Source organism: Fodinibacter luteus (genome assembly GCF_039541575.1).
Taxonomy (GTDB): domain Bacteria; phylum Actinomycetota; class Actinomycetes; order Actinomycetales; family Dermatophilaceae; genus Fodinibacter; species Fodinibacter luteus.
The window spans coordinates 18,713-41,096 of the sequence record NZ_BAABGM010000014.1 but is presented as its reverse complement, the minus strand read 5'-3'; the positions used below and the strand labels follow the sequence as shown (position 1 = coordinate 41,096).

At 74.0% G+C, this 22,384-nt stretch carries 22 protein-coding genes; 10 read left to right on the top strand and 12 right to left on the bottom strand.

What is annotated here, in order from left to right; translation table 11 throughout:
- Positions 1 to 20: 20 nt before the first annotated feature.
- From ABD899_RS11215 to ABD899_RS11205, 3 genes are read right to left on the bottom strand one after another with little or no spacing between them, the layout of a single operon-like run.
- Complete coding sequence (locus tag ABD899_RS11215; protein WP_345205856.1) at positions 21 to 695, bottom strand: LmeA family phospholipid-binding protein; 675 nt, start codon at positions 693 to 695, stop codon at positions 21 to 23.
- Entirely contained in the window at positions 692 to 2,005 is a 1,314-nt protein-coding gene (locus tag ABD899_RS11210) for an MFS transporter (protein ID WP_345205853.1), read from the bottom strand. Before ABD899_RS11210 ends, ABD899_RS11215 begins: the two co-directional genes overlap by 4 nt.
- Positions 2,002 to 2,616 (bottom strand): helix-turn-helix domain-containing protein, encoded by a 615-nt coding sequence (locus ABD899_RS11205; RefSeq protein WP_345205851.1) that lies wholly within the window; start codon positions 2,614 to 2,616, stop codon positions 2,002 to 2,004. The genes ABD899_RS11210 and ABD899_RS11205 overlap by 4 nt, the downstream gene beginning before the upstream one ends.
- A 239-nt stretch (positions 2,617 to 2,855) precedes the next feature.
- Between ABD899_RS11205 and rplM the strand changes: the two genes are divergently transcribed.
- The 3 genes from rplM to glmM all read left to right on the top strand — a co-directional run bounded on the left by rplM (position 2,856) and on the right by glmM (position 5,279).
- Positions 2,856 to 3,299: a 50S ribosomal protein L13 gene (rplM, locus tag ABD899_RS11200; RefSeq protein ID WP_345205849.1), complete on the top strand. Its 444-nt coding sequence runs from the start codon at positions 2,856 to 2,858 to the stop codon at positions 3,297 to 3,299.
- Complete coding sequence (gene rpsI / locus ABD899_RS11195; protein ID WP_345205846.1) at positions 3,299 to 3,814, top strand: 30S ribosomal protein S9; 516 nt, start codon at positions 3,299 to 3,301, stop codon at positions 3,812 to 3,814. The genes rplM and rpsI overlap by 1 nt, the downstream gene beginning before the upstream one ends.
- A 115-nt stretch (positions 3,815 to 3,929) precedes the next feature.
- Positions 3,930 to 5,279: a phosphoglucosamine mutase gene (glmM, locus tag ABD899_RS11190; RefSeq protein ID WP_345205844.1), complete on the top strand. Its 1,350-nt coding sequence runs from the start codon at positions 3,930 to 3,932 to the stop codon at positions 5,277 to 5,279.
- A gap of 24 nt (positions 5,280 to 5,303) precedes the next feature.
- Here glmM and lhgO read toward each other — a convergent pair whose 3' ends face one another.
- The 4 genes from lhgO to ABD899_RS11170 are packed head-to-tail and all read right to left on the bottom strand — an operon-like array spanning position 5,304 to position 9,469.
- The gene (lhgO, locus tag ABD899_RS11185; RefSeq protein ID WP_345205841.1) at positions 5,304 to 6,491 is read right to left on the bottom strand and encodes an L-2-hydroxyglutarate oxidase; all 1,188 of its coding nucleotides are present in this window, start codon (positions 6,489 to 6,491) and stop codon (positions 5,304 to 5,306) included.
- A 20-nt stretch (positions 6,492 to 6,511) separates the two neighbouring features.
- Positions 6,512 to 7,912: a GH1 family beta-glucosidase gene (locus ABD899_RS11180; protein ID WP_345205839.1), complete on the bottom strand. Its 1,401-nt coding sequence runs from the start codon at positions 7,910 to 7,912 to the stop codon at positions 6,512 to 6,514.
- 10 nt (positions 7,913 to 7,922) lie between these two features.
- Complete coding sequence (locus ABD899_RS11175; RefSeq protein ID WP_345205837.1) at positions 7,923 to 8,762, bottom strand: MOSC domain-containing protein; 840 nt, start codon at positions 8,760 to 8,762, stop codon at positions 7,923 to 7,925.
- 38 nt (positions 8,763 to 8,800) lie between these two features.
- Positions 8,801 to 9,469, bottom strand: a complete 669-nt coding sequence (locus ABD899_RS11170) for a carbonic anhydrase (RefSeq protein WP_345205835.1) — start codon at positions 9,467 to 9,469, stop codon at positions 8,801 to 8,803.
- Between the two features lie 68 nt (positions 9,470 to 9,537).
- Between ABD899_RS11170 and ABD899_RS11165 the strand changes: the two genes are divergently transcribed.
- On the top strand, positions 9,538 to 9,666 hold the full coding sequence (locus ABD899_RS11165; protein WP_345205832.1) for a hypothetical protein: 129 nt from the start codon (positions 9,538 to 9,540) through the stop codon (positions 9,664 to 9,666).
- 3 nt (positions 9,667 to 9,669) lie between these two features.
- On the opposite strand, the gene ABD899_RS11160 is transcribed toward ABD899_RS11165, so the two are convergent.
- Both ABD899_RS11160 and ABD899_RS11155 read right to left on the bottom strand, forming a co-directional pair.
- On the bottom strand, positions 9,670 to 11,385 hold the full coding sequence (locus ABD899_RS11160; RefSeq protein ID WP_345205829.1) for a fumarate hydratase: 1,716 nt from the start codon (positions 11,383 to 11,385) through the stop codon (positions 9,670 to 9,672).
- Positions 11,382 to 12,395: a carbohydrate kinase family protein gene (locus ABD899_RS11155; protein WP_345205826.1), complete on the bottom strand. Its 1,014-nt coding sequence runs from the start codon at positions 12,393 to 12,395 to the stop codon at positions 11,382 to 11,384. Before ABD899_RS11155 ends, ABD899_RS11160 begins: the two co-directional genes overlap by 4 nt.
- Positions 12,396 to 12,485: 90 nt before the next feature.
- On the opposite strand from ABD899_RS11155, the gene ABD899_RS11150 reads away from it, so the two are divergent.
- Positions 12,486 to 13,043 (top strand): DUF4245 domain-containing protein, encoded by a 558-nt coding sequence (locus ABD899_RS11150; RefSeq protein WP_345205823.1) that lies wholly within the window; start codon positions 12,486 to 12,488, stop codon positions 13,041 to 13,043.
- Positions 13,044 to 13,180: 137 nt separating this feature from the next.
- On the opposite strand, the gene ABD899_RS11145 is transcribed toward ABD899_RS11150, so the two are convergent.
- Complete coding sequence (locus tag ABD899_RS11145; RefSeq protein WP_345205821.1) at positions 13,181 to 13,459, bottom strand: exodeoxyribonuclease VII small subunit; 279 nt, start codon at positions 13,457 to 13,459, stop codon at positions 13,181 to 13,183.
- Between the two features lie 621 nt (positions 13,460 to 14,080).
- On the opposite strand from ABD899_RS11145, the gene ABD899_RS11140 reads away from it, so the two are divergent.
- Positions 14,081 to 16,219 carry an HNH endonuclease signature motif containing protein gene (locus tag ABD899_RS11140; protein ID WP_345205818.1) on the top strand — a complete coding sequence of 713 codons (2,139 nt, stop codon included), beginning with the start codon at positions 14,081 to 14,083 and terminating at the stop codon, positions 16,217 to 16,219.
- Between the two features lie 154 nt (positions 16,220 to 16,373).
- Here the strand turns inward: ABD899_RS11140 and xseA are convergent, their stop codons facing one another.
- On the bottom strand, positions 16,374 to 17,654 hold the full coding sequence (xseA, locus tag ABD899_RS11135; RefSeq protein WP_345205816.1) for an exodeoxyribonuclease VII large subunit: 1,281 nt from the start codon (positions 17,652 to 17,654) through the stop codon (positions 16,374 to 16,376).
- Between the two features lie 98 nt (positions 17,655 to 17,752).
- Between xseA and ABD899_RS11130 the strand changes: the two genes are divergently transcribed.
- Together ABD899_RS11130 and ABD899_RS11125 are read left to right on the top strand one after the other, a co-directional pair.
- Positions 17,753 to 18,766, top strand: a complete 1,014-nt coding sequence (locus ABD899_RS11130) for a 4-hydroxy-3-methylbut-2-enyl diphosphate reductase (RefSeq protein ID WP_345205813.1) — start codon at positions 17,753 to 17,755, stop codon at positions 18,764 to 18,766.
- A gap of 5 nt (positions 18,767 to 18,771) precedes the next feature.
- Positions 18,772 to 19,437, top strand: coding sequence for a GNAT family N-acetyltransferase (locus ABD899_RS11125; protein WP_345205811.1), 666 nt, complete (start codon positions 18,772 to 18,774; stop codon positions 19,435 to 19,437).
- 75 nt (positions 19,438 to 19,512) lie between these two features.
- On the opposite strand, the gene ABD899_RS11120 is transcribed toward ABD899_RS11125, so the two are convergent.
- Complete coding sequence (locus ABD899_RS11120) at positions 19,513 to 20,712, bottom strand: DNA recombination protein RmuC (RefSeq protein WP_345205807.1); 1,200 nt, start codon at positions 20,710 to 20,712, stop codon at positions 19,513 to 19,515.
- 33 nt (positions 20,713 to 20,745) lie between these two features.
- Between ABD899_RS11120 and ABD899_RS11115 the strand changes: the two genes are divergently transcribed.
- Both ABD899_RS11115 and ABD899_RS11110 read left to right on the top strand, forming a co-directional pair.
- The gene (locus ABD899_RS11115) at positions 20,746 to 21,750 is read left to right on the top strand and encodes a serine hydrolase domain-containing protein (RefSeq protein ID WP_345205805.1); all 1,005 of its coding nucleotides are present in this window, start codon (positions 20,746 to 20,748) and stop codon (positions 21,748 to 21,750) included.
- A 9-nt stretch (positions 21,751 to 21,759) separates the two neighbouring features.
- The gene (locus ABD899_RS11110; protein ID WP_345205802.1) at positions 21,760 to 22,269 is read left to right on the top strand and encodes an NUDIX domain-containing protein; all 510 of its coding nucleotides are present in this window, start codon (positions 21,760 to 21,762) and stop codon (positions 22,267 to 22,269) included.
- Positions 22,270 to 22,384 lie beyond the last annotated feature (115 nt).

Below are 22,384 nucleotides of genomic sequence, written 5' to 3'. Positions count from 1 at the left end.
GCCGAGGCGACGGATGCCGGTCAGCGCGCGATCGTCACGTCGGCGCCGGCCAGCGAGGCGGCGAACCCGGCATCCGTCACCTCGACGTCGGTGAGGGCCATGCCCTCCGGAACTCCGGGGACGTCCTCGCGGATCGTCACGAGGCTGCGGGCGAGCGCGCTCGCGGCGGCGTCGAGGAAGGCCGGTCCACCGAGGTCGACGGTCTCCGGCTCGATGAGCAGCTGTCCGCCGTCGGCCTCGACGGTTCCGGTCGCGCTCACGGTGACGTCGCGCCCGAGCACCGTCACCTCGCGCTCGATGCCGGCGAGCCCGCCGCCGGCGTCGTAGATGCGCACGTCCGTGCCCACCTGCGACGCAACCGTCGCGTAGGGGATCGTCGCGTCGATGTCGAGGCGCTCGGCACGCAACCCCTCGGGGGAGAAGCGGACCCCGCTGCCCGTGGCCACGACGTCGGCGAGCTCGCCGTCGGGCGACACGACGTCCGCGCTGCGCAGGTCGACCGAGCCGAGCCAGGTCTCCTCCGGAGCGAGGTCGGCGGGGGCCTGGGGGGTGGGGGCCGACGCGCTGCCGGATGCCGTGGGCGTGGGGACCGCGGGCGCGTCACCGCCGCCGCTGCCGAGCGTGAGGAGGAGGGCGAGGACCGCGAGGGCGAGGACAGCCAGCGTCGTGCCGACGCCGAGGAGGAAGTGCTTCACCCCGTCAGCGTGCCACTCTCGACGGGGGCGAGGGCGCGACTCCGCTCCGCGCGGCGTGCGGGGAGGTAGAAGACGGCGCCGAGGACGCTGATCGCACCGGCGGTGACCATGGCCGCCGCGATGCTCGCCCGGTCGGCGAGGGTGCCGACGAGGGGGGCGGCGACGGCGAAGGCGAGGAACGCCATCATCGAGTCGATCGAGAGCACGGTGGAGCGGTTCGAGGCGTCGGCCTCGCGGTGGAGCAGCGCGGCGTGCGGCGGGCCGTTCATGCCGTGCATCGAGTAGGTGAACAGGTACGCGACGACGAGCGCGACCGGCCCGGCGACGAGGCCCATGACGACGGCTCCGATCGCGTTGAGGGTGCGACCGAGCATCGCTGCCCGGGCCACCCCCAGGCGCGCCGAGCTCACGCCGGCGAGCCACGAGCCGGCGGCGAACAGGCCCCAGCCCGCGGCCGACACGGGGCCGACCAGCGCACCGGCCTGCTGGGACGAGCCGAGCATCTCCTCGAGGCGCAACGGCATGAGGGACTCGAAGGTGATCATGCCGATCGACCAGAACACCTCGGCGACGACGAGGGCGAGCAGGACCCGGTTCGTGCCGAGCAGGCGCAGCCCGCTGTGGATGACGGCCGGGGTCTGCCGGGACTCGGTGAGGGCGTGGGCGAGCCGGGTCCGCCCTTCCGCGGCGGGGAGGCGGGGTTCGTGCATGAGGACGGCGGCCGCGACGAGGTGCACGACGGTGAGCGCGACCGAGACCCAGACGGCGGCGTCGAGGGCCGACACCCCCTCGAATCCGGCGACGGTGCGCACGGGGTCCCACCAGATGAGCCCGCCGGAGAGCACGGCACCCAGGGCGATGGCGCCGCCGACCAGCGTGCCTTCCCGCGACAGCTGCCGGTCGACGTCGGCCCCGGGCTCGCTGACGTGCACCGTGTCGACGAACCACGCCTCGAGCGGCCCGGAGTCGAGCGCCCGGAAGGCCCCCATGAGGGCTCCCGCGACGACGAACGCCCAGAAGTCCTGCGCCAGGGCGTAGGCAAGGGCGGCGATGACGTTGACGACGGCCGCGGCGAGGTAGACGGGGCGCCGGCCCACGGCATCCGCGAAGCCGCTCGTCGGCAGCTCGAGGAGGAAGCACGCGATGCCCATGATGCCGCCGACCGTGGCAGCCTGCGCGATGGACAGGCCGCGCCCGGTCTGGACGAGGACGAAGATGCCGACGACGAGGCCCACGGGGAACCAGCGGGTCACCGTGAGGAGGTAGAGACGGCGCTCGGCCTCGCGGGGGGTGAGGTGGCCGTGGCTCATCGGCCCGGCGCCTTGTCGAGGTCGAGGGCGTACGCGAAGAGGTAGACGGCGATCCGCTTGGCCTCGGGGTTGCCCTGGCCGACGCGCCGGTAGCGCTGCACGACCTCGCCGATCTCGTCGCGCATCGCGCTGAGCTGCTCGGCGGTGACGAGCACCATCTCGTCGCTGCTGCCGCAGGCGTCCTGCCAGGGGGCGGGCCACGCGGGCGAGGCGTCGACCCAGCGTTCGGCCTGCTCGGAGAAGTGCCGCACGTAGTCGCGGGCCAGCCAGTTCAGCGCGGTCTCGGAGTCCTCGTCGCCCTCGAAGTCGCTCGGGTAGTAGGAGTGGAAGTCGGTGGCGGCGCGCCACAGTCGCCGCTTGCCCTCGCCCGCCCCGGTGTCGGCCACGAGGCCCACCGACTCGAGCCGGCGCAGGTGGTAGGACGTGGCGCCCGAGTTGGTGCCGAGCTGCGCCGCGAGGTCGGTGGCCGTCGCCGGGCCGCCGATCCGCAGCTGGGAGAGCAGGCGCGAGCGCAGCGGGTGGGCGAGGACGCGCAGGCTCGTCGCGTCGAGGCGGATGCCGGTGAGGTCGCCGGAGGTCTCGTCGAGGGAGGCGGGCGTTGAGGTGGCCATGTGTGCACAATACCTGTGCACACATGCTTTGCACAAGAGACGTGCAGAGAGAGTGTGCACGGATGTCCTCGCAGGTCAGAGTGCATCGAGGGGGTGGCACCACCTGATTTGGGGCGCGACGCCGGCGCTCGTAGACTGGTCGACTGTTGTGCCGTGCGCCCTCGACAGGGGCCGTCGGTCCCTTCCGGGAGCACGCGGCATACCCCTTCGACCATGACCCCGACGACCCAGGACACCTGATGCGTACCTACACCCCGAAGCCGGGCGAGATCACGCGCCAGTGGCACGTCATCGACGCCACCGACGTCGTGCTCGGCCGCCTCGCGAGCCAGACCGCGATCCTCCTGCGCGGCAAGCACAAGCCGACCTTCGCGCCCCACGTCGACACCGGTGACTTCGTCATCATCATCAACGCCGAGAAGGTGGCCCTCACCGGCGCCAAGCTCGAGCAGAAGAAGGCCTACCACCACTCCGGGTTCCCGGGCGGCCTCAAGAGCACCTCGTACACCGAGCTGCTCGCCAAGAACCCGGAGAAGGCCGTGGAGAAGGCCGTGCGCGGCATGCTCCCCAAGAACACCCTCGGCCGCGAGCAGCTGAGCAAGCTCAAGGTCTACCGCGGCGCCGAGCACCCCCACGCCGCGCAGCAGCCCAAGCCCTTCGAGATCAGCCAGGTGGCCCAGTGATGTCCGAGAACGCCCAGATCGACGAGACCGCGGGGACCGACGTCAACGACGCCCCGGTCAGCGAGTACACCTCCGAGTCCGACGCCTCCGTCGTCGGCGGCGAGCCGGTCGCCCGCCCGAGCGCCTCCGCGCCCGGCGCCGCCACCGGCCGCCGCAAGCAGGCCGTCGCCCGCGTGCGCATCGTGCCCGGCACCGGCGAGTGGAAGATCAACGGCCGCACCCTCGAGAACTACTTCCCGAACAAGGTGCACCAGCAGATCGTCAACGAGCCCCTCAAGGTGCTCGAGCTCGACGGCGCCTACGACGTGCTCGTGCGCGTCCACGGCGGCGGCCCCTCCGGCCAGGCCGGCGCGGTGCGCCTCGGCGTGGCCCGCTCCCTCAACGGCGTCGACCCCGAGCTCAACCGCCCGGCGCTGAAGAAGGCCGGCTTCCTCTCGCGCGACGCCCGCGTGCCGGAGCGCAAGAAGGCCGGCCTGAAGAAGGCCCGCAAGGCGCCCCAGTACAGCAAGCGCTGACCCGGCCCCACGGCATCCCCGATGCCGTGCCCGCTCCGAAGGCGGCACCCGAACCGGTGCCGCCTTCGGCGCGTCCGGGAGTAGGTTGACTCCGCATCGCTCCGAAAGGCACTCCATGTCCCGACTCTTCGGCACCGACGGTGTCCGCGGCCTCGCCAACGGGCCGGTCATCACGGCCGAGACGGCCCTCGCGGTCTCCGTGGCCGCCGCCCGCGTGCTCGGCCAGGCCGGGGCGGACCCGGGGCACCGACCCAAGGCCGTCGTCGGGCGCGACCCGCGCGCCTCCGGCGAGTTCCTCGCGGCCGCGGTCGTCGCCGGGCTCGCGTCCGCGGGCGTCGACGTCTACGACGCGGGGGTCCTGCCGACCCCGGCGGTCGCCTACCTCACGGCCGACATCGGCGCCGACTTCGGCGTCATGCTCTCCGCGTCGCACAACGCGATGCCCGACAACGGCATCAAGTTCTTCGCCCGAGGGGGGCACAAGCTGCCCGACGAGGTCGAGGACCGCATCGAGGCCGCGATGGGCCAGCGGTGGGCCCGCCCGATCGGGGCCGACGTCGGCCGCATCGTGTCGATGCAGGAGGGCCACACCCGCTACATCGCGCACCTCCTGCGCGTGCTGCCGAACCAGCTCGACGGCCTCAAGGTCGTCATCGACGCGGCCCACGGGGCCGCGAGCATGGTGTCGCCCGAGGTCTTCCGACTCGCCGGTGCGGAGGTGGTCGAGATCGGCACGGCCCCCGACGGGCTCAACATCAACGACGGCTACGGCTCGACGCACCTCGACCCGCTCAAGGCGACCGTCGTCGCGCGCGGCGCCGACCTCGGCATCGCCCACGACGGCGACGCCGACCGCTGCCTCGCCGTCGACGCCACCGGCACCGAGGTCGACGGCGACCAGATCATGGGCATCCTCGCCGTCGCGATGAAGGAACGGGGCGTGCTCGCCCAGGACACCCTCGTCGCGACGGTCATGAGCAACCTCGGACTGCTCCAGGCCATGGAGCGCGAGGGCGTCCACGTGCGGCAGACCGCCGTCGGCGACCGCTACGTCCTCGAGGAGATGCGGGCCGGCGGCTACTCCCTCGGCGGGGAGCAGTCCGGCCACGTCATCATGCTCGACCACGGCACGACCGGCGACGGCGTGCTCACCGGCCTCATGCTCGCCGCCCGGGTCGCGGCGACCGGGCGCAGCATCGCCGATCTCGGGGCCGTCATGACCCGCCTGCCGCAGGTGCTCGTCAACGTGCGCGGGGTCGACAAGAACCGCGTCGAGAGCGACGAAGGGCTCCAGTCCGCCCTGCGCGCCGAGGCGGCGGCCCTCGACGGCTCCGGCCGCGTCCTGCTGCGCAAGTCCGGGACCGAGCCGCTCGTCCGGGTCATGGTCGAGGCCCAGACCCAGGAGCAGGCGGATGCCGTCGCGGCTCGCCTCGCGGGGGTCGTGCGCGAGCGCCTCTCGCTCTGACCGCTGCCGCCGGCGGGTCCGGGGTCAGAGCTGGGACACGACGTGCCGGGCGATCTCGAGGGATGCCGTCGCGGCGGGTGACGGCGCGTTGAGGAGGTGGACGACCCGGCCGTGCCGCTCGACGAGGAAGTCGTCGACGAGGGTGCCGTCGGGCCGCACCGCCTGGGCGCGCACCCCGGCCGGGGCGTCGACGAGGTCGTCGTCGCCGAGCTCGGGGAGCAGACGGCGCACGCTCTCGGTGAAGCGTCGCGCGGACAGCGAGCGCGCCAGCTCGGCCGCGCCGCTGCGGTGGTGCCGCCGGGCCAGCCGCCAGAACCCGGCATACCCGAGGGTGCCGGCGAGGTCGGCGGCGCTGACGTCGCCCCACGTGTACCCCTCTCGCGCGAGCGCCAGCACGGCGTTCGGCCCGGCGTGGACGTGCCCGTCGACGCCACGGGTCAGGTGGACCCCGAGGAACGGCAGCGCGGGGTCGGGCACCGGGTAGACGAGCCCGCGCACGAGCGGCGCGGCCCGCTCGGTGAGGGAGCGGTACTCCCCCCGGAACGGGACGATTCGCACCGACGGGCGGTGGCCGAGGAGCCGGGCGACCCGGTCGGCGTGGAGGCCGGCGCACACGACCGCGACGTCGGCGGTGACCTCGCCCCGCGTCGTGTCGAGGACGACCTCCCGGCTCGTGTCGCGGCCGCCGACGACCTCGGTGCCGGGGCGCAGGTGCGCCCCGGCCTCGCGCAGGCGCCGCACGAGCACGGCGCACACCGCCCGGTAGTCGACGACGCCGGTCTCCGCGACGTGCAGGGCCCCGACGGCGGCGATGTGCGGCTCGTGCTCGCGGGCCTGGGCCGCCGTGAGCCTCGTGACGGCGAGGCCGTTGGCCCGGCCGCGCTCCTCGAGCGCGGCGAGCCGGTCGAGCTCGCCCGCGTGGGTCGCGACGACGAGCTTGCCGGTGACCGCGTGCGGGATGCTCTCCTCACCGGCCAGGCGCAGCAGCGACGTGGCGCCGGCCCGGCACCAGGCCGCCTTGAGGCTGCCTGGCGGGTAGTACAGCCCCGAGTGCACGACCCCGCTGTTGCGCCCGGTCTGGTGCCGGGCCCAGTCCTGCTCCTTCTCGAGCACCGTGACCTGCGTGGAGGGGCGGTCGCGCAGCACCCGGTCGGCGACGGCGAGGCCGACGATGCCGCCGCCCACGACCACGACGCGTGCGGCGGGTGTCACGGCATCCTCCCGGGGTGCGGTCAGGACCTGGCGGCGGGCTCGGGGGCCCGGCCGGCGCGGTGGGCGGCGATGATCCGGGCGTACTCGAGCCCGGAGTCCTTGACGGTGCGCACCTGGGTGTCGTAGTCGACGTGCACGATGCCGAAGCGCTTGCCGTAGCCGTAGGCCCACTCGAAGTTGTCGAGGAGCGACCACGCGAAGTAGCCACGCACGTCGACCCCGTGGTCGATGGCGTCGGCGACCGCGCCGAGGTGGTCGTGCAGGTAGGCCACCCGCTCGGGGTCGTGGACCCGGCCGTCGTCGGAGACGGTGTCGTCCCATGCCGAGCCGTTCTCGGTGATGTAGAGGGGCAGCCCGCTCTCGCGGGCCGAGCGCTCGAGGATGAGCCGGTGGCTCTCGGGTGACTGCTCCCAGCCCATCGCGGTGAGCGGCGGGCGGGGCGCGGTCTCGACGACGCCGTCGCAGCCCGGCATCGGGTTGCGGCCGTCCTCGCCGTCGCGGGCGGCACGCACCCGGGTGGGAAAGTAGTTGTTGACACCGAGGGTGTCGAGCGGTGCCGAGATGGTGGCGAGGTCGCCGTCGCGGATGAACGCGTGGTCGGTGAGGTGGGCGGTGTCGTCGAGCATGCCGTCGGGATAGGCACCGTGGAAGATCGGGCCGAAGAACAGGCCGTTGAACACGTTGTCGGCGCGGCGCACGGCATCGGCGTCGAGCTCGTCGCCGTCGTCGGGGCCCCAGACCTGGGTCGGGTTGAGGGTGATCGAGACCTCCGCCCCGGCGCACCGATCGCGGATGACCGGGACCGCGGTGCCGTGGGCGAGCATGAGGTGGTGGGCGGCGACGAGCCCCTCGAGGGGGTCCTCGTGCCCGGGTGCGTGCGCGCCGATGCTGTAGCTGAGCACCGAGGAGCACCACGGCTCGTTGAGCGTGGTCCAGTGGGTGACCCGGTCGCCGAGGGCGTCGACGACGACCGCGGCGTAGTCGGTGAACCACCCGGCGACGTCGCGCGACAGCCAGCCGCCGCGGTCGTCCAGGGCCTGCGGCAGGTCCCAGTGGTAGAGGGTGACGACGGGGCGGATGCCGGCCCCGCGCAGCTCGTCGACGAGCCGGTCGTAGAACGCCAGGCCCGCGGGGTTGGGGGTGCCGGTGCCGTCGGGGAGGATCCGCGGCCACGCGATCGAGAACCGGTAGGCGTCCAGCCCGAGGTCGCGCATGAGGGCGACGTCCTCGGGGACCCGGTGGTAGTGGTCGCAGGCGACCTCGCCGGTGTCCCCGCCGGCGACCTTGCCGGGGACCGCGGAGAAGGTGTCCCAGATGGACCGCCCGCGACCGTCCTCCGTCGTCGCCCCCTCGATCTGGTAGCTGGCCGTGGCCGCGCCCCAGAGGAAACCGTCGGGGAAGGTGCGGTCGAAGGTCTCCATGACGCTCACGCTACCGCTCGGCCGCGACCTCGTCGCCGACCCGGACCACCCCGCGGACCTCGGGCACGAGCTGGAGCGCGAACCACGTCGCACCGTCGCGGCGCCGGTGCCGGGCGAGGGTGCGGATCGGCTCGGGGCCCCGCTCGAGCGTCGCCGGGTCGATCGTCGTGAGCACGCACCGGTCGACCTGCTTGACGACCCGGAACGACACCGCGCCGACGTGCACGCGCACCCAGGTGTCCTCCTCGAACGGTTCGAGTTCTCCGTCGACGACGAGGTTGGGGCGGAAGCGCTCGACCGCGAGCGGGCCGGGCTGACCCTCCCCGCGGTCGAGGGCGGTCTCGGCGACCCAGGCGTCGAGCCGGCGCACGGATGCCGCGGACGCGAGCGTCACCGGGTAGCCGTCGGCGAAGGCCGTGGCCTCGCCGGGCCGGGCGTGCGCCGGGTTGAGGGGTCGCGGGCGGTGGACGTGGACGAGGCGCACGCCGTCGCGGCCGATGGCGTCGGCGAGCCACGCCCCCGCGCGGGCGGGTGCGGCGACCGCCTCCAGCCCCCGGCCGTGCACGCTGACGGGCACCGGGTCGCCGTGCGGCACCTCGACGTCGAGCGCGGGCCGGCCCGGAGCGGTGAGCCGCAGCGCAGCGGCGAGGCCGGGGTCGGTCGTCGGGGTGTCGGCGCGAACGCCGAGGAGGGCCGGGCACTCGCGCGCGGTGAGGCACTCGCCGTCGGCTCCGACGACAATCCACCGGCGGTCGTCGCGCAGCCCCCAGGGCTCGACGTCGGCGTGCAGCACGTGCCGGACCGCGGTGCTCTTGACGGGATGGACCGCGAGGCCCTCGAGCCGGCTCACGCCCACCTGCTCACGCCCACCCGTTCACGCCCACCTGCTCAGCCGCCGGCTCGCGGCTCGACGCCGACCTCGCCGACCACCTCGACGACGCGGGCCTCGCCGTGCGCCAGGTCGTACTCCGCCCCGACGATGCCGAGCGTCCCGCCGCGCAGCCGGTCGGCGATGAGGGTGGAGCGTTCGGCGATGAGCTCACACGTGCGCTCGACGTGCTCGCGCTCGATCTCCTCGATCGTCGGGGTGTGCCCGCCGCGCGAGGCGGCCAGGACACTCGGGGTGACCCGCTCGACGATGTCGCGCAGGTAGCCACCGGGCACCTCGCCGGTCGTCACCGCCTCGCTCGCGGCCTTGACCGCGCCGCACGAGTCGTGGCCGAGCACGACGATGAGCGGGCAGCCCAGCACGGCGACGCCGAACTCGAGCGACCCGAGCACGCTCGGGTCCAGGACGTGGCCGGCCGTGCGCACGACGAACAGGTCACCGAGCCCCTGGTCGAAGATGATCTCCGCCGCCACGCGCGAGTCGGCGCACCCGAAGAAGATGGCGAAGGGGTTCTGCTTGAGCGCGATCCGGTGCCGTACGTGGACGTCCTGGTGCGGGTGGGCCCGCTCGTCGGCCATGAAGCGCGCGTTGCCGGCCGCGAGCACGCGCCACGCCTGCTCGGGCGTCGTCGGGCGCGTCCCCGGCTGCGTGCGGTGCCGCTCGATCACGCACGGGACGCTACCAGCGGGCGGCGCGTGACCGGCATCCGCGCCCGGGGACCGAACACCGACGGTGGATGCGGGCCTACACCCGGGCAGGGCTCACCGAGCTCGCGGGCCGGGCCGGGCTCGTGGGCACCGCCTGGTGCCTGCCCGGGGAGACCGGCTTCCTCCAGCTGGTGATGGTCGCCCACCGCCGCCGGTGACGGTCAGCGCAGGCCGGCGCGCTTCTCGATCGTGAGCGCGACCGGCGTGGTGACCGAGGCGAAGAAGTCGTTGCCCTTGTCGTCGACGACGATGAACGCCGGGAAGTCCTCGACCTCGATCTTCCAGATCGCCTCCATGCCGAGCTCGGGGTACTCGAGCACCTCGACGCTGCGGATGCAGTCCTGGGCGAGCCGGGCCGCCGGACCGCCGATCGAGCCGAGGTAGAAGCCGCCGTGCGTCCGGCACGCGTCGGTGACCTGCTGGCTGCGGTTGCCCTTGGCGAGCATGACCATCGAGCCGCCGGCCGCCTGGAACTGGTCGACGTAGGAGTCCATCCGACCGGCGGTGGTCGGCCCGAACGAGCCGGACGGCATCCCCTCGGGTGTCTTGGCCGGACCGGCGTAGTAGACCGGGTGGTCGCGCAGGTAGGCCGGCATCTCCTCGCCGGCATCGAGCCGCTCCTTGATCTTCGCGTGCGCGATGTCGCGGGCGACGACGAGCGGGCCGGTGAGCGAGAGCCGGGTCTTGACGGGGTGCTTCGAGAGCTCGGCGAGGATCTCGGCCATCGGGCGGTTGAGGTCGATGTGGACGACCGCGCCCTGACCGGTCGACGACGCGCCCACGGCATCCGCCTGCCCGGCGCCGAACCCGGTGTGGGTCTCGTCGGGCAGGAAGCGCGCGGGGTCGGTCTCGAGCTGCTCGATGAACACGCCCTCCGGGGTGACCTTGCCGAGCACCTGGCGGTCGGCGGAGCACGACACCGCGATCGCGACGGGCAGCGAGGCACCGTGACGGGGCAGGCGCACGACCCGCACGTCGTGGCAGAAGTACTTGCCGCCGAACTGCGCGCCGATGCCGAACTGCCGGGTCAGCTCGAGGACCTTCTCCTCGAGCTCGGTGTCGCGGAAGCCGTGGCCCGTGGCCGCGTCACCTGCCTTGGGCAGCTGGTCGAGGTACTTCGCGCTCGCGTACTTGGCTGTCTTGAGGGCGAACTCGGCACTCGTGCCGCCGATCACGATGGCGAGGTGGTAGGGCGGGCAGGCGGCGGTGCCGAGGCCACGCAGCTTCTCGTCGAGGAAGCGCATCATGGCGTCGGGGTTGAGGATCGCCTTGGTCTCCTGGAACAGGTAGGACTTGTTGGCGCTGCCCCCGCCCTTGGCCATGAAGAGGAACTTGTAGGTGGTCTCGTGCCCGGGCACGGTGTCGGCGTAGATCTCGACCTGAGCGGGCAGGTTGGACCCCGTGTTGCGCTCGTCCCAGGTCGTGACCGGGGCCATCTGCGAGTACCGCAGGTTGAGCCGCGTGTAGGCGTCGTAGACACCCCTGCTGATCGGCTCCTCGTCGCGCCCCGCGGTGAGCACGTGCTGGCCACGCTTGCCCATGACGATCGCGGTGCCGGTGTCCTGGCACATCGGGAGGACGCCGCCGGCGGCGATGTTGGCGTTCTTGAGCAGGTCGAGGGCGACGAACTTGTCGTTGTTGCTCGCCTCGGGGTCGGCGAGGATGTTCGCGAGCTGCTGCAGGTGCGCCGGGCGCAGGTAGTGCGCGATGTCGTGCATGGCGGTCTCGGTGAGCAGTCGCAGCGCCTCCGGCTCGACCTGGAGGAAGCGCCGCCCCCCGGGGCCGTCGACGACCGAGACGCCCGCGGTCGTGAGCAGCCGGTAGGGCGTCTCGTCGGCGCCGGTCGGCAGCAGGTCCTCGTAGGCGAACTCGGTCATCGGATCTCCTCCCGGGTGGGGGCGTAGGCGCCGGCGCGCCCGACGGTGACGCCGCTCGTCGCGAGCGCGCGGTCGATGGCGGGTCGCACGTCGGCCGACCCGGCGCTGTGCAGGCGCTCGCGGGCGTCCGTGCTGCCCAGCAGGCCTTCGTCGAGCAGGCCGGACACGAGGCCGGCCATGAACGAGTCGCCCGCCCCGACGGTGTCGACGACCGCGGTGTCACGAGCCGGCTCGCTGTCCTCCTCGCCCGACCCGGCTCGCCACACGACACCGCGGGGGCCGAGCGTCACGACGGTGAGCGCCGCGCCGAGTTCGGCCCAGCGCGCCATGACCCGCGACGGGTCGTCGCCAGGGTAGAGCCACTCGATGTCGTCCTCGGAGCACTTGACGACGTCGGAGAGGGCGACGAGCTCCTCGACGCGGGGGCGCACGGCATCGGGGCTGCCCATGATCGTCGGGCGCATGTTGGGGTCGTAGGAGACCGTGCCGGCCGCGCGGGCGCGGCGGACGGCATCCGTCACCTCGGCGTCCCCCGGTCGCAGCGTCGTGCCGATCGAGCCGACGTGCAGGTGCGTCGTGCCGGCGGGGAGCTGGACGCGTGGCAGGTTCCAGTGGAGGTCGAAGACGTAGGTGGCCGCGCCGTTCGCGTCGATGGTGGCCGCCGCCGTCGAGGTCGGGTGGGAGGGGCTCGTGCTGCCGGGGAGCAGCCGCACGCCGCCGTCCTCGACGTGCTCACGGCACCGGATGCCGCGTTCGTCGGTGCCGACGAGGGTCGCGAACCACGTGTCGTGGCCCAGGCGGGCCAGGCCGAGGGCGACGTTCGCGGGGGATCCGCCCACGTGCTCGGCCGTCTGTCCGTCGGGGGTGTGGACGATGTCGACGAGCAGCTCGCCGACGACGACGACGGGGGAGGCGGTCGGGGTGGGGGTGGGCGGTGGCGCGCTGCCGGACGCGTCGGGTCCCGGGGCGAGGTCATGCGGGCTCGACGGCATCTCGTCCTTGTCTTCCATGACGGCGTCCTCACGGGCGGCGGTGCGGCGTGTCAACCCTAGCGCCGGGGCGATTCGGCGTCCCGGCCCCCCGTCGGGGACGATAGGGGGGTGACGACGCCCGCGCCCCCGCAGACCAGCTACTCGATGGGCTCCGCGAAGAACCTCGTGCTGTCGCTGGCCGCCGTGCTCGGGATGGTCGCGGTGCTCGTGCTCATCGTGCCGCGGGTGAGCTCGGTGAGCGGCCCGCCGGTGGACGTCCACGCCACGGCGGTCGACGTCAAGGAGCGCTCGGGCTGGCCGATCGTCGAGGCCGTCGGCCTACCGGAGGGCTGGAGCGCGACGTCGGCGCGCTACGTGCGCACGACGGGCGGCTTCTCGACCTGGCACGCGGGCTACCAGACCCCGTCGGGCACCTACGTCGCCGTCGAGCAGACGGTCGACCCGACGCGCGAGTGGATCGAGTCGCAGACCAACCGCGCGCCGCAGGTCGGCACGCTGCAGGCGGGCGGACGGACCTGGACGATGTACGAACGGGACACGAAGGTGCAGAACAGCCTCGTCGACGCTCCGACGGGGGCGGGTGAGCTGACCACCCTCGTCACCGGGACGGCCAGCTTCGAGGAGATGGAGCAGTTCGTCTCGTACCTCCAGCCGGTCACTCCCTGACGAGGGGCGCTCGTACCGAAGGCTGGGCCGGGCTCGCTGGCACCGGGGGGCGCTGGCACCGGGGACCGCTGGCACCGGGGACCGCTGGCACCGCGCCGGGGTCGCCTGGTGGCGGGCGGGTTGGCTCCGCGCTGGGGTCATTCCGTGGCGCTGATCCGTGCCTCGGCCCGGTCCAGCCACGTGGCGCAGTGGGCGGCGAGTGCCTCGCCACGCTGCCACAGCAGCATGCTCTCCTCGAGACCGGCTTGGCCGTTCTCGAGACGGGCGACGATGTCGACGAGCTCGTCGCGGGCCTGCTCGTAGGACATCGCGGCGACGTCGCCCGGCAGCTCGGAGCCACCGGCTGCGGCGCCGGCCTCGTCCTGCGCCTCGGAGGCGGTCGTGTCGGGCTGCTCCGGGTCGGCGTTCCTCACCATGCGGGGAGCCTAGGGCGTGGCACCGACTCGAGGACGCGGGGCAGGTGCGTCAACCTCGCCGACTGACGACACGGCCGCCCGGACGCCCGGGTCGAGGGGGTACCGCTCGGGTAGGCGTGCGCCTGCCGTGCGTTCGGTTTGCTTCGAGTTCTGTTCGCTGACAGCGGAATCCGAACCTGTGGAACACTTGTTCGAATCGCTTCGCGCCGGTAGAGTGGGGTCACGGGGAAGGGGGGCGAGATGGTCGGTCACGCGGAGGGTGCGGCGCCGGTTCGGGGTGCGAGTGCGGGGGAGCCCGCACGCTCACGTGCCGCTGGTGACGTCACCGGCTCCCCGGGTGATCTCACGGGGGTCACCGAAGCGCCTGGTGCCGTCCCCGGTGCCTCGCCGCCGGATGCCGTCCCGGGTGGCGCCCCGTCGGGTGCGGTGCCGGCGGCTGCGGTACCCGGGGGTGTCTCTCCCGGCGGCGGGGGGTTGCCCGGCGCTGGTGTGGGTGTCGCCGTTTCGGATGTGGTGGCCCGGGCGGGTCGGGTGGCCGCGGCGGTCGCCGCTGCCGCGGCCGGTGGTGACCGGGCGCAGTGGGTAGGGGTGGTGGCGGCCTGTCAGGGGTTGGTGAACACGGTGAGCGCGGTGCAGGACGTGGCGGTGGTGGCGGTCTCGCGCCGCGAGGGGGTGTGGGGTGAGGACGGCACGCTGGGGGAGGTGGTGCTGGGCGCGGGGCGGGTCAGCGTGGACGCGGCGGATGTGCTGGCGCCGGCGTTGGGGGCCTCGCACGCGCAGGCGCAGCGGCGCGTGGAGGCGGCGGTGCGCCTTGCCGGGGGGTGTGACCCGGTCCCGGCGGGCAGCGGGCAGGTGCCGCAGGCCAGTGGTCTGGGTGGGTTGCACGCGGCGATGGCTGCCGGGGTGCTGGACTCGTACCGGGCCTCGGTGGTGGCGGCCGAGCTGGTGGACACCCCGGCGCCCGTGGCGCAGGCGGTGGTGGCCGCGCTGGCCGGGCACTGGGGTGAGGACGGCACGGACCTGCGGCGGCGGACCCGGCGGTTGCTGGCCCGCATCTGCCCGGACCTGCTGCGTCAGCGGGCAGTGCGGGCGCGGGCGGAGTGTGGGTTGCGGCGGTGGGTGGCCGAGCCGGGGGTGGACACCTGGTTGGGGTCCTTTCCGAGTGAGGACGCCGCCACGGCGTGGGCGGCGGTGGACCAGCTGGCGCACCGGTACGTCGCCGAGGGGGTGTGTGCCGGGGTGGAGGCGGCCAGGGGGAAGGCGTTGACGGACCTGGTCACCGGCAACGCCACGATCGACGTGCAGGTCGTGCTCACCGTCCCGGCCGACGCCCTGCCAGCCGACACCGTCCCGGACGACCCGGCGCCCGCCGACCCGACCCCTTCGCCCGCGCCGGGCACGGACGGCACTCCCGACGACGAGACCGCCGCCGGTCAGGCGGGCTCCCCGGCCGTCGACGGTGAGGACGAGGACGAGAACCGGGACGCGACGTCGCGGACGACCGCACCGGATGCGGCCACCCCCGCCCACGTGCCGGACCGACCGGCCGGTGCCGACCTCGAGGCCGATGCGGCAGCCGATCGGGCCGACGCTGGGGTGCCGGCGACGGCACCGCACGCTGCCGCCTCGGGGGAGGCGAGCACGACCTCCACCCACGATGACGACGATGACCACGACGATGACCACGATGACCACGACGAGGACGAGGACGACCGGGACGCTGTCGCCGACGACCGGGACGCTGTCGCCGATGGCGGGGGCGCGGGTGCCCGGCAGGTCGGGGATGCCGTGGCCGAGGCTGCCGGCGCTGCGAGCGGGCCCCTCTCGGGTGCTGGTGGAGGCGGGCGTGGGGGTGACCTGGTGCAGGTGCAGGGTTGCCGCCCCTCGGAGCCGTTGCTGGTGCCCCGGGCCTGGCTGCTGGAGCACCTGGCACGCGGTTCGTCCGGGAAGCAGCCAGGACCCCGGCACCGGCGCCGGCGACGCCGCGACGGCACGCCGGACCGGGCCGGGCCCACGTCGACCGCCCCGTGCTCGACCGCCCCGGTGCCGGCCCCGGTGATCGAGCCGAGGGTGGTGCCGTGTGACCCGGTGTCCGGGGCCCGGGTCGACCCCGGGCAGGACCTGGCCAGCGGCGCCTACCGGCCCAGCCCGGCGCTGGCGGCGCTGGTGCGCGCCCGCGACGGGCGGTGCCGCTTCCCCGGGTGCGCGGTCGCGGCCCGGTTCTGCGACCTGGACCACGCCCGGGCCTGGCCCGGCGGGCCGACCACCGCCGAGAACCTGATGGTGCTGTGCCGTCGCCATCACCGGGTCAAGCAGACCCCCGGGTGGGTGGTGCGCCTGCACCCCGACGCCACCACCACCTGGACCGACCCCACCGGCACGGTGCGCACCACCCACCCCCTGGACGCCCTGGCCGTGCTCGTCCTGCGCCACGACGACCACGACAGCACCGCAGGGTTCGCCCGGGCCACCGGGAACCCCGGGACCGGCCACAGCCACAGCCACAGCCACAGCCACAGCGGCAGCGGGCGGGCCGCCGGCCACGTCAACGGCCAGCGGGCCGCCGGCGACGGTGCGGTGCTCGCCGGGGCGTGGAGTGCCCTGCAGACCCACCTCGAGCTGGCCTTGGAGCACCACCCACCACCGCCGCACTCCTTCACCGTGCGCCCGACCCACCCACGTCGCACCAGCACCGTCCTGCGCGCCGCCCTGGCCCGACGCCGCGCACGCACCCGGTTCCCCGACGAACCCCCGTTCTGAGCGGACGCCCTCACGATCCTCAACCGCGCCGACGCAAGACCCGGGACGGGTCCAAGCGGCCGACCGACTGCGCGACACGCAAGGGACCGGCCCGATGAACCGCGCCGAGGGCCCGTCGAGGCTCACACGGCGACCGTGCCATCCCTCGATCCGCTCAGCGGGACTGCGGACCGGCGTCGTCGGCACGGTCGACGGGCCTCGCCGCGAAGTCGCCGCGGGCCACGCGGACCCGCAGCAGCTCGCCGACCTCGATGGCAGTCGGGTCGGTGACGACCGTGCCGTCGTGCTGCTGGACGATGGCGTACCCACGGTCGAGAGTGGACTGCGGCGAGAGCGTGCGCACCTGGGCGCGCAGGTGGACTGTGTGGTCGCGGGCCCGGTGCAGCTGCGCTTCGACCCGCCGTCGGGCACGGGCGCGGAGGGCCGCGACCACCTCGCGCTGGGTGCGCACGAACGCCCCCTTGTCGGCGAGCACCGGCCGGCTCCGCAGCTCGACGAGGCGCCGTCGCTCGGAGTGCAGCCGTCCCTCGAGGGCTCGATGGGCCCGCTCCCGAGCACCTGCGACGCCAGCCCGCTCCGCGGCGGCATCCGGCACGACGGCCTTGGCGGCATCGGTGGGCGTGCTGGCGCGGTGGTCGGCGACGAGGTCGAGCAACGGGGTGTCCACGTCGTGACCGATCGCGCTGACGACGGGGGTGCGTGCGGCGGCCACGGCGCGCACGAGGGTCTCGTTGCTGAACGGCAGGAGGTCCTCGACGCCGCCCCCACCGCGGGCGATGACGACGACGTCGACCTCGGGGTACGCATCGAGCTCGGCGAGGGCGGCCGTGACCTCGGCGACCGCGTTCGGCCCCTGCACCGCCACCTGGCGCACCTCGAAGCGGGTGGCGGGCCACCGGCGGCGGGCGTTCTCGACGACGTCGCGCTCGGCCGCGCTCGCCCGACCGCAGATGAGGCCGACCCGGCGGGGGAGGAAGGGCAGCGGCCGCTTCCGGTCGCGGTCGAACAGGCCCTCCTGGGCGAGGTGGCGCTTGAGGTACTCGAGACGCGCCAGCAGCTCGCCGACCCCGACCGGTCGGATCTGGCGTGCGTCGAGCACGAGCGAGCCCCGCTGCGTCCAGAAGACGGGCTTGGCCTGGAGGACGACGCGCGCGCCCTCGCCCACCGGGGCCGGCATGGCGTCGAGGGCCGTGACCTGGATGGACACCGACAGGCTCATGTCGACGTCGGCGTCCCGCAGGGTGAGGTACGCCGTGCGTGCGCCGGGACGCCGGGTGAGCTGGACGACCTGGCCCTCGACCCACAGCGTCGACATCTTCTCGACGTACTCGCCGATCCGCATCGACAGAAGGCGCACCGGCCACGGCTGCTCGGCCGTGGTGTCGGCCGCCTTCTCGGGCAGCGGACCCCGGCTCTGCGCTGCCGGCGTGCTCATGCGGTGCACTCTAGGGCGCCGTGCCGTCACCGGCCGGCGGGCGAGGCGCATCATCGTGCGATTCGGGCAGCGGTGCACCGCCACCTACGATGGAGCGCATGGCTGACTCCCCGAAGCGCGTGCTCCTCGCCGCCCCCCGTGGCTACTGCGCGGGCGTGGACCGGGCCGTCGTCACCGTCGAGAAGGCCCTCGAGCTCTACGGGGCGCCCGTCTACGTGCGCAAGCAGATCGTGCACAACAAGCACGTCGTCACCACGCTGGAGAAGCGCGGTGCCGTCTTCGTCGACGAGACCGACGAGGTGCCCGAGGGTGCCACGGTCGTCTTCTCGGCGCACGGTGTCGCCCCCGTCGTCCACGAGGAGGCCCGGGCCTTGTCGCTGCGCACCATCGACGCCACGTGCCCACTCGTCACCAAGGTGCACCGCGAGGCCGTGCGCTTCGCCGACGCCGACTACGACATCCTCCTCATCGGCCACGAAGGCCACGAGGAGGTCGTCGGCACGGCCGGCGAGGCCCCCGAGCACATCCAGCTCGTCGACGGCCCCGACGACGTCGTCAACGTCACGGTCCGCGACCCCGACAAGGTCGTCTGGCTCTCGCAGACCACGCTGTCGGTCGACGAGACGATGGAGACCGTGCGGCGGCTGCGCGAACGCTTCCCCTCGCTCCAGGACCCGCCGAGCGACGACATCTGCTACGCCACCCAGAACCGCCAGCTCGCGGTGAAGCAGATGGCGGCGGAGTGCGACCTCATGCTCGTCATCGGCTCTCGCAACTCCTCGAACTCGGTGCGGCTCGTCGAGGTCGCGCTCGAGCACGGCTCACGCGCCGGCCACCTCGTCGACTACGCCGACGAGATCGACGAGGCGTGGTTCGCCGGTGTCTCCACGGTCGGGGTGACGTCCGGCGCCTCGGTGCCCGAGATCCTCGTCCGCGAGGTGCTCGAGCTCCTCGCAGCGCGAGGCTACGACGACGTCCGGCCGGTCGTCGCGGCCGAGGAGTCGATCATGTTCTCGCTGCCCACCGAGATCCGACGCGACCTCAAGGCCGCGGGCAAGAGCGACAAGATGCGGCACGACGCGAGCTTCGCCGAGGCCGGGTCCCTCCACTGACCGAGGTGGACGCCGTGCCGGGCCGGAGCAGTTCTCCCTGGGTCGCGCTCGTCGTCACCCCGGAGCAGCAGGCGGCCGCGGGACGGCTCCTCCACGACTTCAACACCGAGTACGACGACCCGACTCCGGGCGCGGCGGCGCTCGCCGCCCGGGTCGCCGAGCTGGTCGACGCCGGGTCGACCGACGTCCTTCTCGCCGGCACTATCGGTACCACCGTCACGGCGGACACGGCGGACACGGCGGACACGGCGGACACGGCGGACACGGCGGACACGGCGGACACGGCGGACACGGCGGACACGGCGGACACGGCGGACACGGCGGACACCGCCGGCGCCCACCATGGTGACGCGCCGGCGGTGGCGGTCGCCGTGCTCCGGTACCGGCCGTCGCTGTGGTCGACCGCCGAGGAGTGCTACCTCGCCGAGCTCTACGTCGCCCCCGACCGGCGGGGAGCGGGCCTGGGCCGCGCCCTGCTCCGGGCAGCCCTGGACCGAGCGCGCGAGCGCGGCTGCGACTACGTCGACCTCGCGACGAGCGAGGACGACGTCGCCGCGCGCCACCTCTACGAGGCCGAGGGCTTCCGGCGCACCGAGGGCGCGGGTGGGCCGCTCACCTTCCACTACGAGCTGGATCTCGGGCCGGGGGCGAGCGACCCGGCATCCTGCTGACACCAGGACTCGCGACCCGACCAACACCCACCAAGCCGCGGCTTCCCCGGCCGCGCCTCAGCCGGCACGAACACCTCAACCGGCGCCGCGAACCTCGCTGACGGGATGCGACCGGGGCGGCCCGAGGTCGAGCAGCAGGTCGGGCCGGGCGTCCTCGGTGGTGGCGGCGTCGATGAGCTCGTGCGCGGTGAGCAGTCGCGGCGCCGTCTCGACCGGGCCGAGCACCGGGAGCTCGTCGGCGACGAGGTCGAGGTCGTTCATCCGTCGCGCCGTGACGAGGACCCGTGACTCGAGCGCCCCGACCATCGCGTTGTACGCCTCGACGCTCGACTGGAGGCTGCGGCCGACCTTCGCCGTGTGGCCGCCGAGCGTGCCGAGGCGGCCGTAGAGGTCGCGACCGATGTCGAGCAGCTCGCGAGCGCTCGAGGACAGGGCGTGCTGCTGCCACGTGAACGCGACGGTGCGCAGCAGCGCCATGAGCGATCCCGGGCCGACGAGGACGACCCGCTGGGCGAGGGCCCGGTCGTGCAGCGACGGCTGCGCAGCGAGGGCGGCGCCGAGCATGGCGTCGCTCGGCACGAAGCAGACGACCATCTCGGGGCCCTCGCGAAAGGCCGACCAGTACTCCTTGGCGGCGAGGGCGCCGACGTGCCGGCCGAGCGTCGCGGCGTGCTCGGCGAGCAGGGCGGCCCGCTCGTCGTCGGGCAGGTCGTCGGTCTGGGCGTCGAGGAACGCGTTCATCGGCGCCTTGGCGTCGATGACGAGCACCTTGGCCCCCGGCAACCGGACGACGACGTCGGGGCGCACCCCGCGGTCGTGGGCGCTCACCGCGGCGACCTGCTCGTCGAAGTCGCAGCGCGCCAGCATCCCGGACGCCTCGAGCACCCGCCGCAACTGCACCTCGCCCCAGGCGCCGCGCACGGTCGACGAGCGCAGCGACCCGGCGAGGGACGCGGTCTGCCGCCCGAGGTGCTGGGTCTCACCCTCGACCCGGGCCAGGAGGGCGCGCAGCGAGCCGAACTGCTCCATGCGGTCGCGTTCGAGCGTGCCGACGTGGTGTTCGACCCGCACGAGGGCGTCCTTGAGCGGAGCGAGGAGCGCCGCGGTCTCCATGTCCTCGGCGAGGGAGGTCTCGAGGTCGACGACCCGCTCCCGCAGCAGGTCGCGCTCGGCGACGACGGCAGCCGCGCGCGCGGCATCCACGAGTCGCACCACGACGGCGGCCGCGACGACGCCGACGACGAGACCCAGCACGCCCCACATCCATCCGCTCATGGCAGGGACCATGCCAGCCGGCACCGACAGGGCATGTCGACCGTTGCCCCGGACATGGACCCGCGGACCCACGGCGACGACGACTTCGCCGCGCGCACCGCCCGCCACCTCGGCCGGAGGCACGAGCGCTTCGTCGCCGTCGAGGTGCGTGCGGGTGCGGTGCGCCGTGCCCGGGCCGGCCTCCCGGACGGAGCGGACGTGGAGATCGGGTCGGTCTCCAAGGGTCTGACGGGGATGCTGTTCGCGGACTCCCGTGACCGCGGCGAGGTCTGCGACAGCACCGTGCTCGGCGACCTCCTGCCGCTCGCCGGAGCCCCCGCCGCCGAGGTCACCCTCGGCTCGCTCGCGACCCACTCGTCCGGGCTGCCACGGCTCCCGAGCAGCTCCGGTGCGCTGCGCGCCACGCTCGACCTGTGGCGGCACGGGCGCAACCCGTACGGTGAGAGCCTCGACGAGCTGCTCGCCGCGACCCGGCGCACGCCGGTCGGAAGGCGCCGGCCGCACTACTCCAACCTCGGCTACATGCTCCTCGGCCACGCCGTGGCAGTCGCCGCCGGGACGACGTACGCCGGGCTGCTGCGCGACCGGTTGGCCGGGCCCCTCGAGATGACCGCGACGACCGTCCCCTCGACCCCGGCCGACCTGTTGCCCCTCGCCGTGCCGGGCCGCTCCCGACGGGGCAGGCCGATGCAGCCCTGGACGGGTGAGGCGCTCGGCCCGGCGGGCGGCATCCGGTCGACCGCCGACGACCTCGGTCGGCTCATGAAGGCCGTGCTCGACGGCACGGCGCCGGGCCTGTCGGCCCTCGAGCCGGTGACCCGCCTCTCCGGGCCGGTCCGGGTCGGCGCGGCGTGGCTGACCCTGGAGCGCAGGGGGGTCGCGCTCACCTGGCACAACGGCGGCACCGGCGGCTTCCGCAGCGTCGTCGTGCTGGACCGCGCCGCCGGTGCCGGGGTGGCCGTCGTCAGCGCCACGGCCCGCTCGGTCGACCGCGCGGGGTTCGCCCTCGTCGAGGAGTGTGTCGGGACGGGCGGATAGCCTCGGGCCATGCCGCCACGCAGCGAGTCCGAGGCAGAGCGCCTGCGCCGCATCGCGATCCTCAACGCCCGTCTCCCGCGCAAGCGCGCCATCGCACAGGGACTGCTGCGCAACCCGGCCGGGCAGGTGCTGCTGTGCGAGCTCAGCTACAAGCGCGAGTGGGACCTGCCCGGAGGGGTGGTCGACCCCGGCGAGTCACCGGCATCCTGCGTCGAGCGCGAGGTCCAGGAGGAGCTCGGCATCGAGGTGCACGCTGGGCGGCTGCTCGCCGTCAACTGGCTGCCGCCGTGGCGCGGGTGGGACGACGCGCTGCTCCACCTCTTCGACCTCGGCGTCCACGACGCGGGCGAGCTCGACCCGGCCCTCTTCCTGCGCCGGGAGATCACCGGGGCGCACTGGCGGACCATCGCGGATGCCGCGGCGCACGTCGCGCCGTACACCGCCCGCATGCTCGAGGTCGCCGCCGACGCCGAGCACACGCAGTACCTCGAGAACAGCGACCCGGTGGTGCCACGGTGAGGCGGCCGAACGACGAGGAGCGGCTGGCGTTCGTGCTCCTCGGCGCGCTCGTGCTCGTCAGCGCCGGGATCCTGGGGTGGATCGTCGTGTCAGCACTGACGGGCTGAGCGGTCCG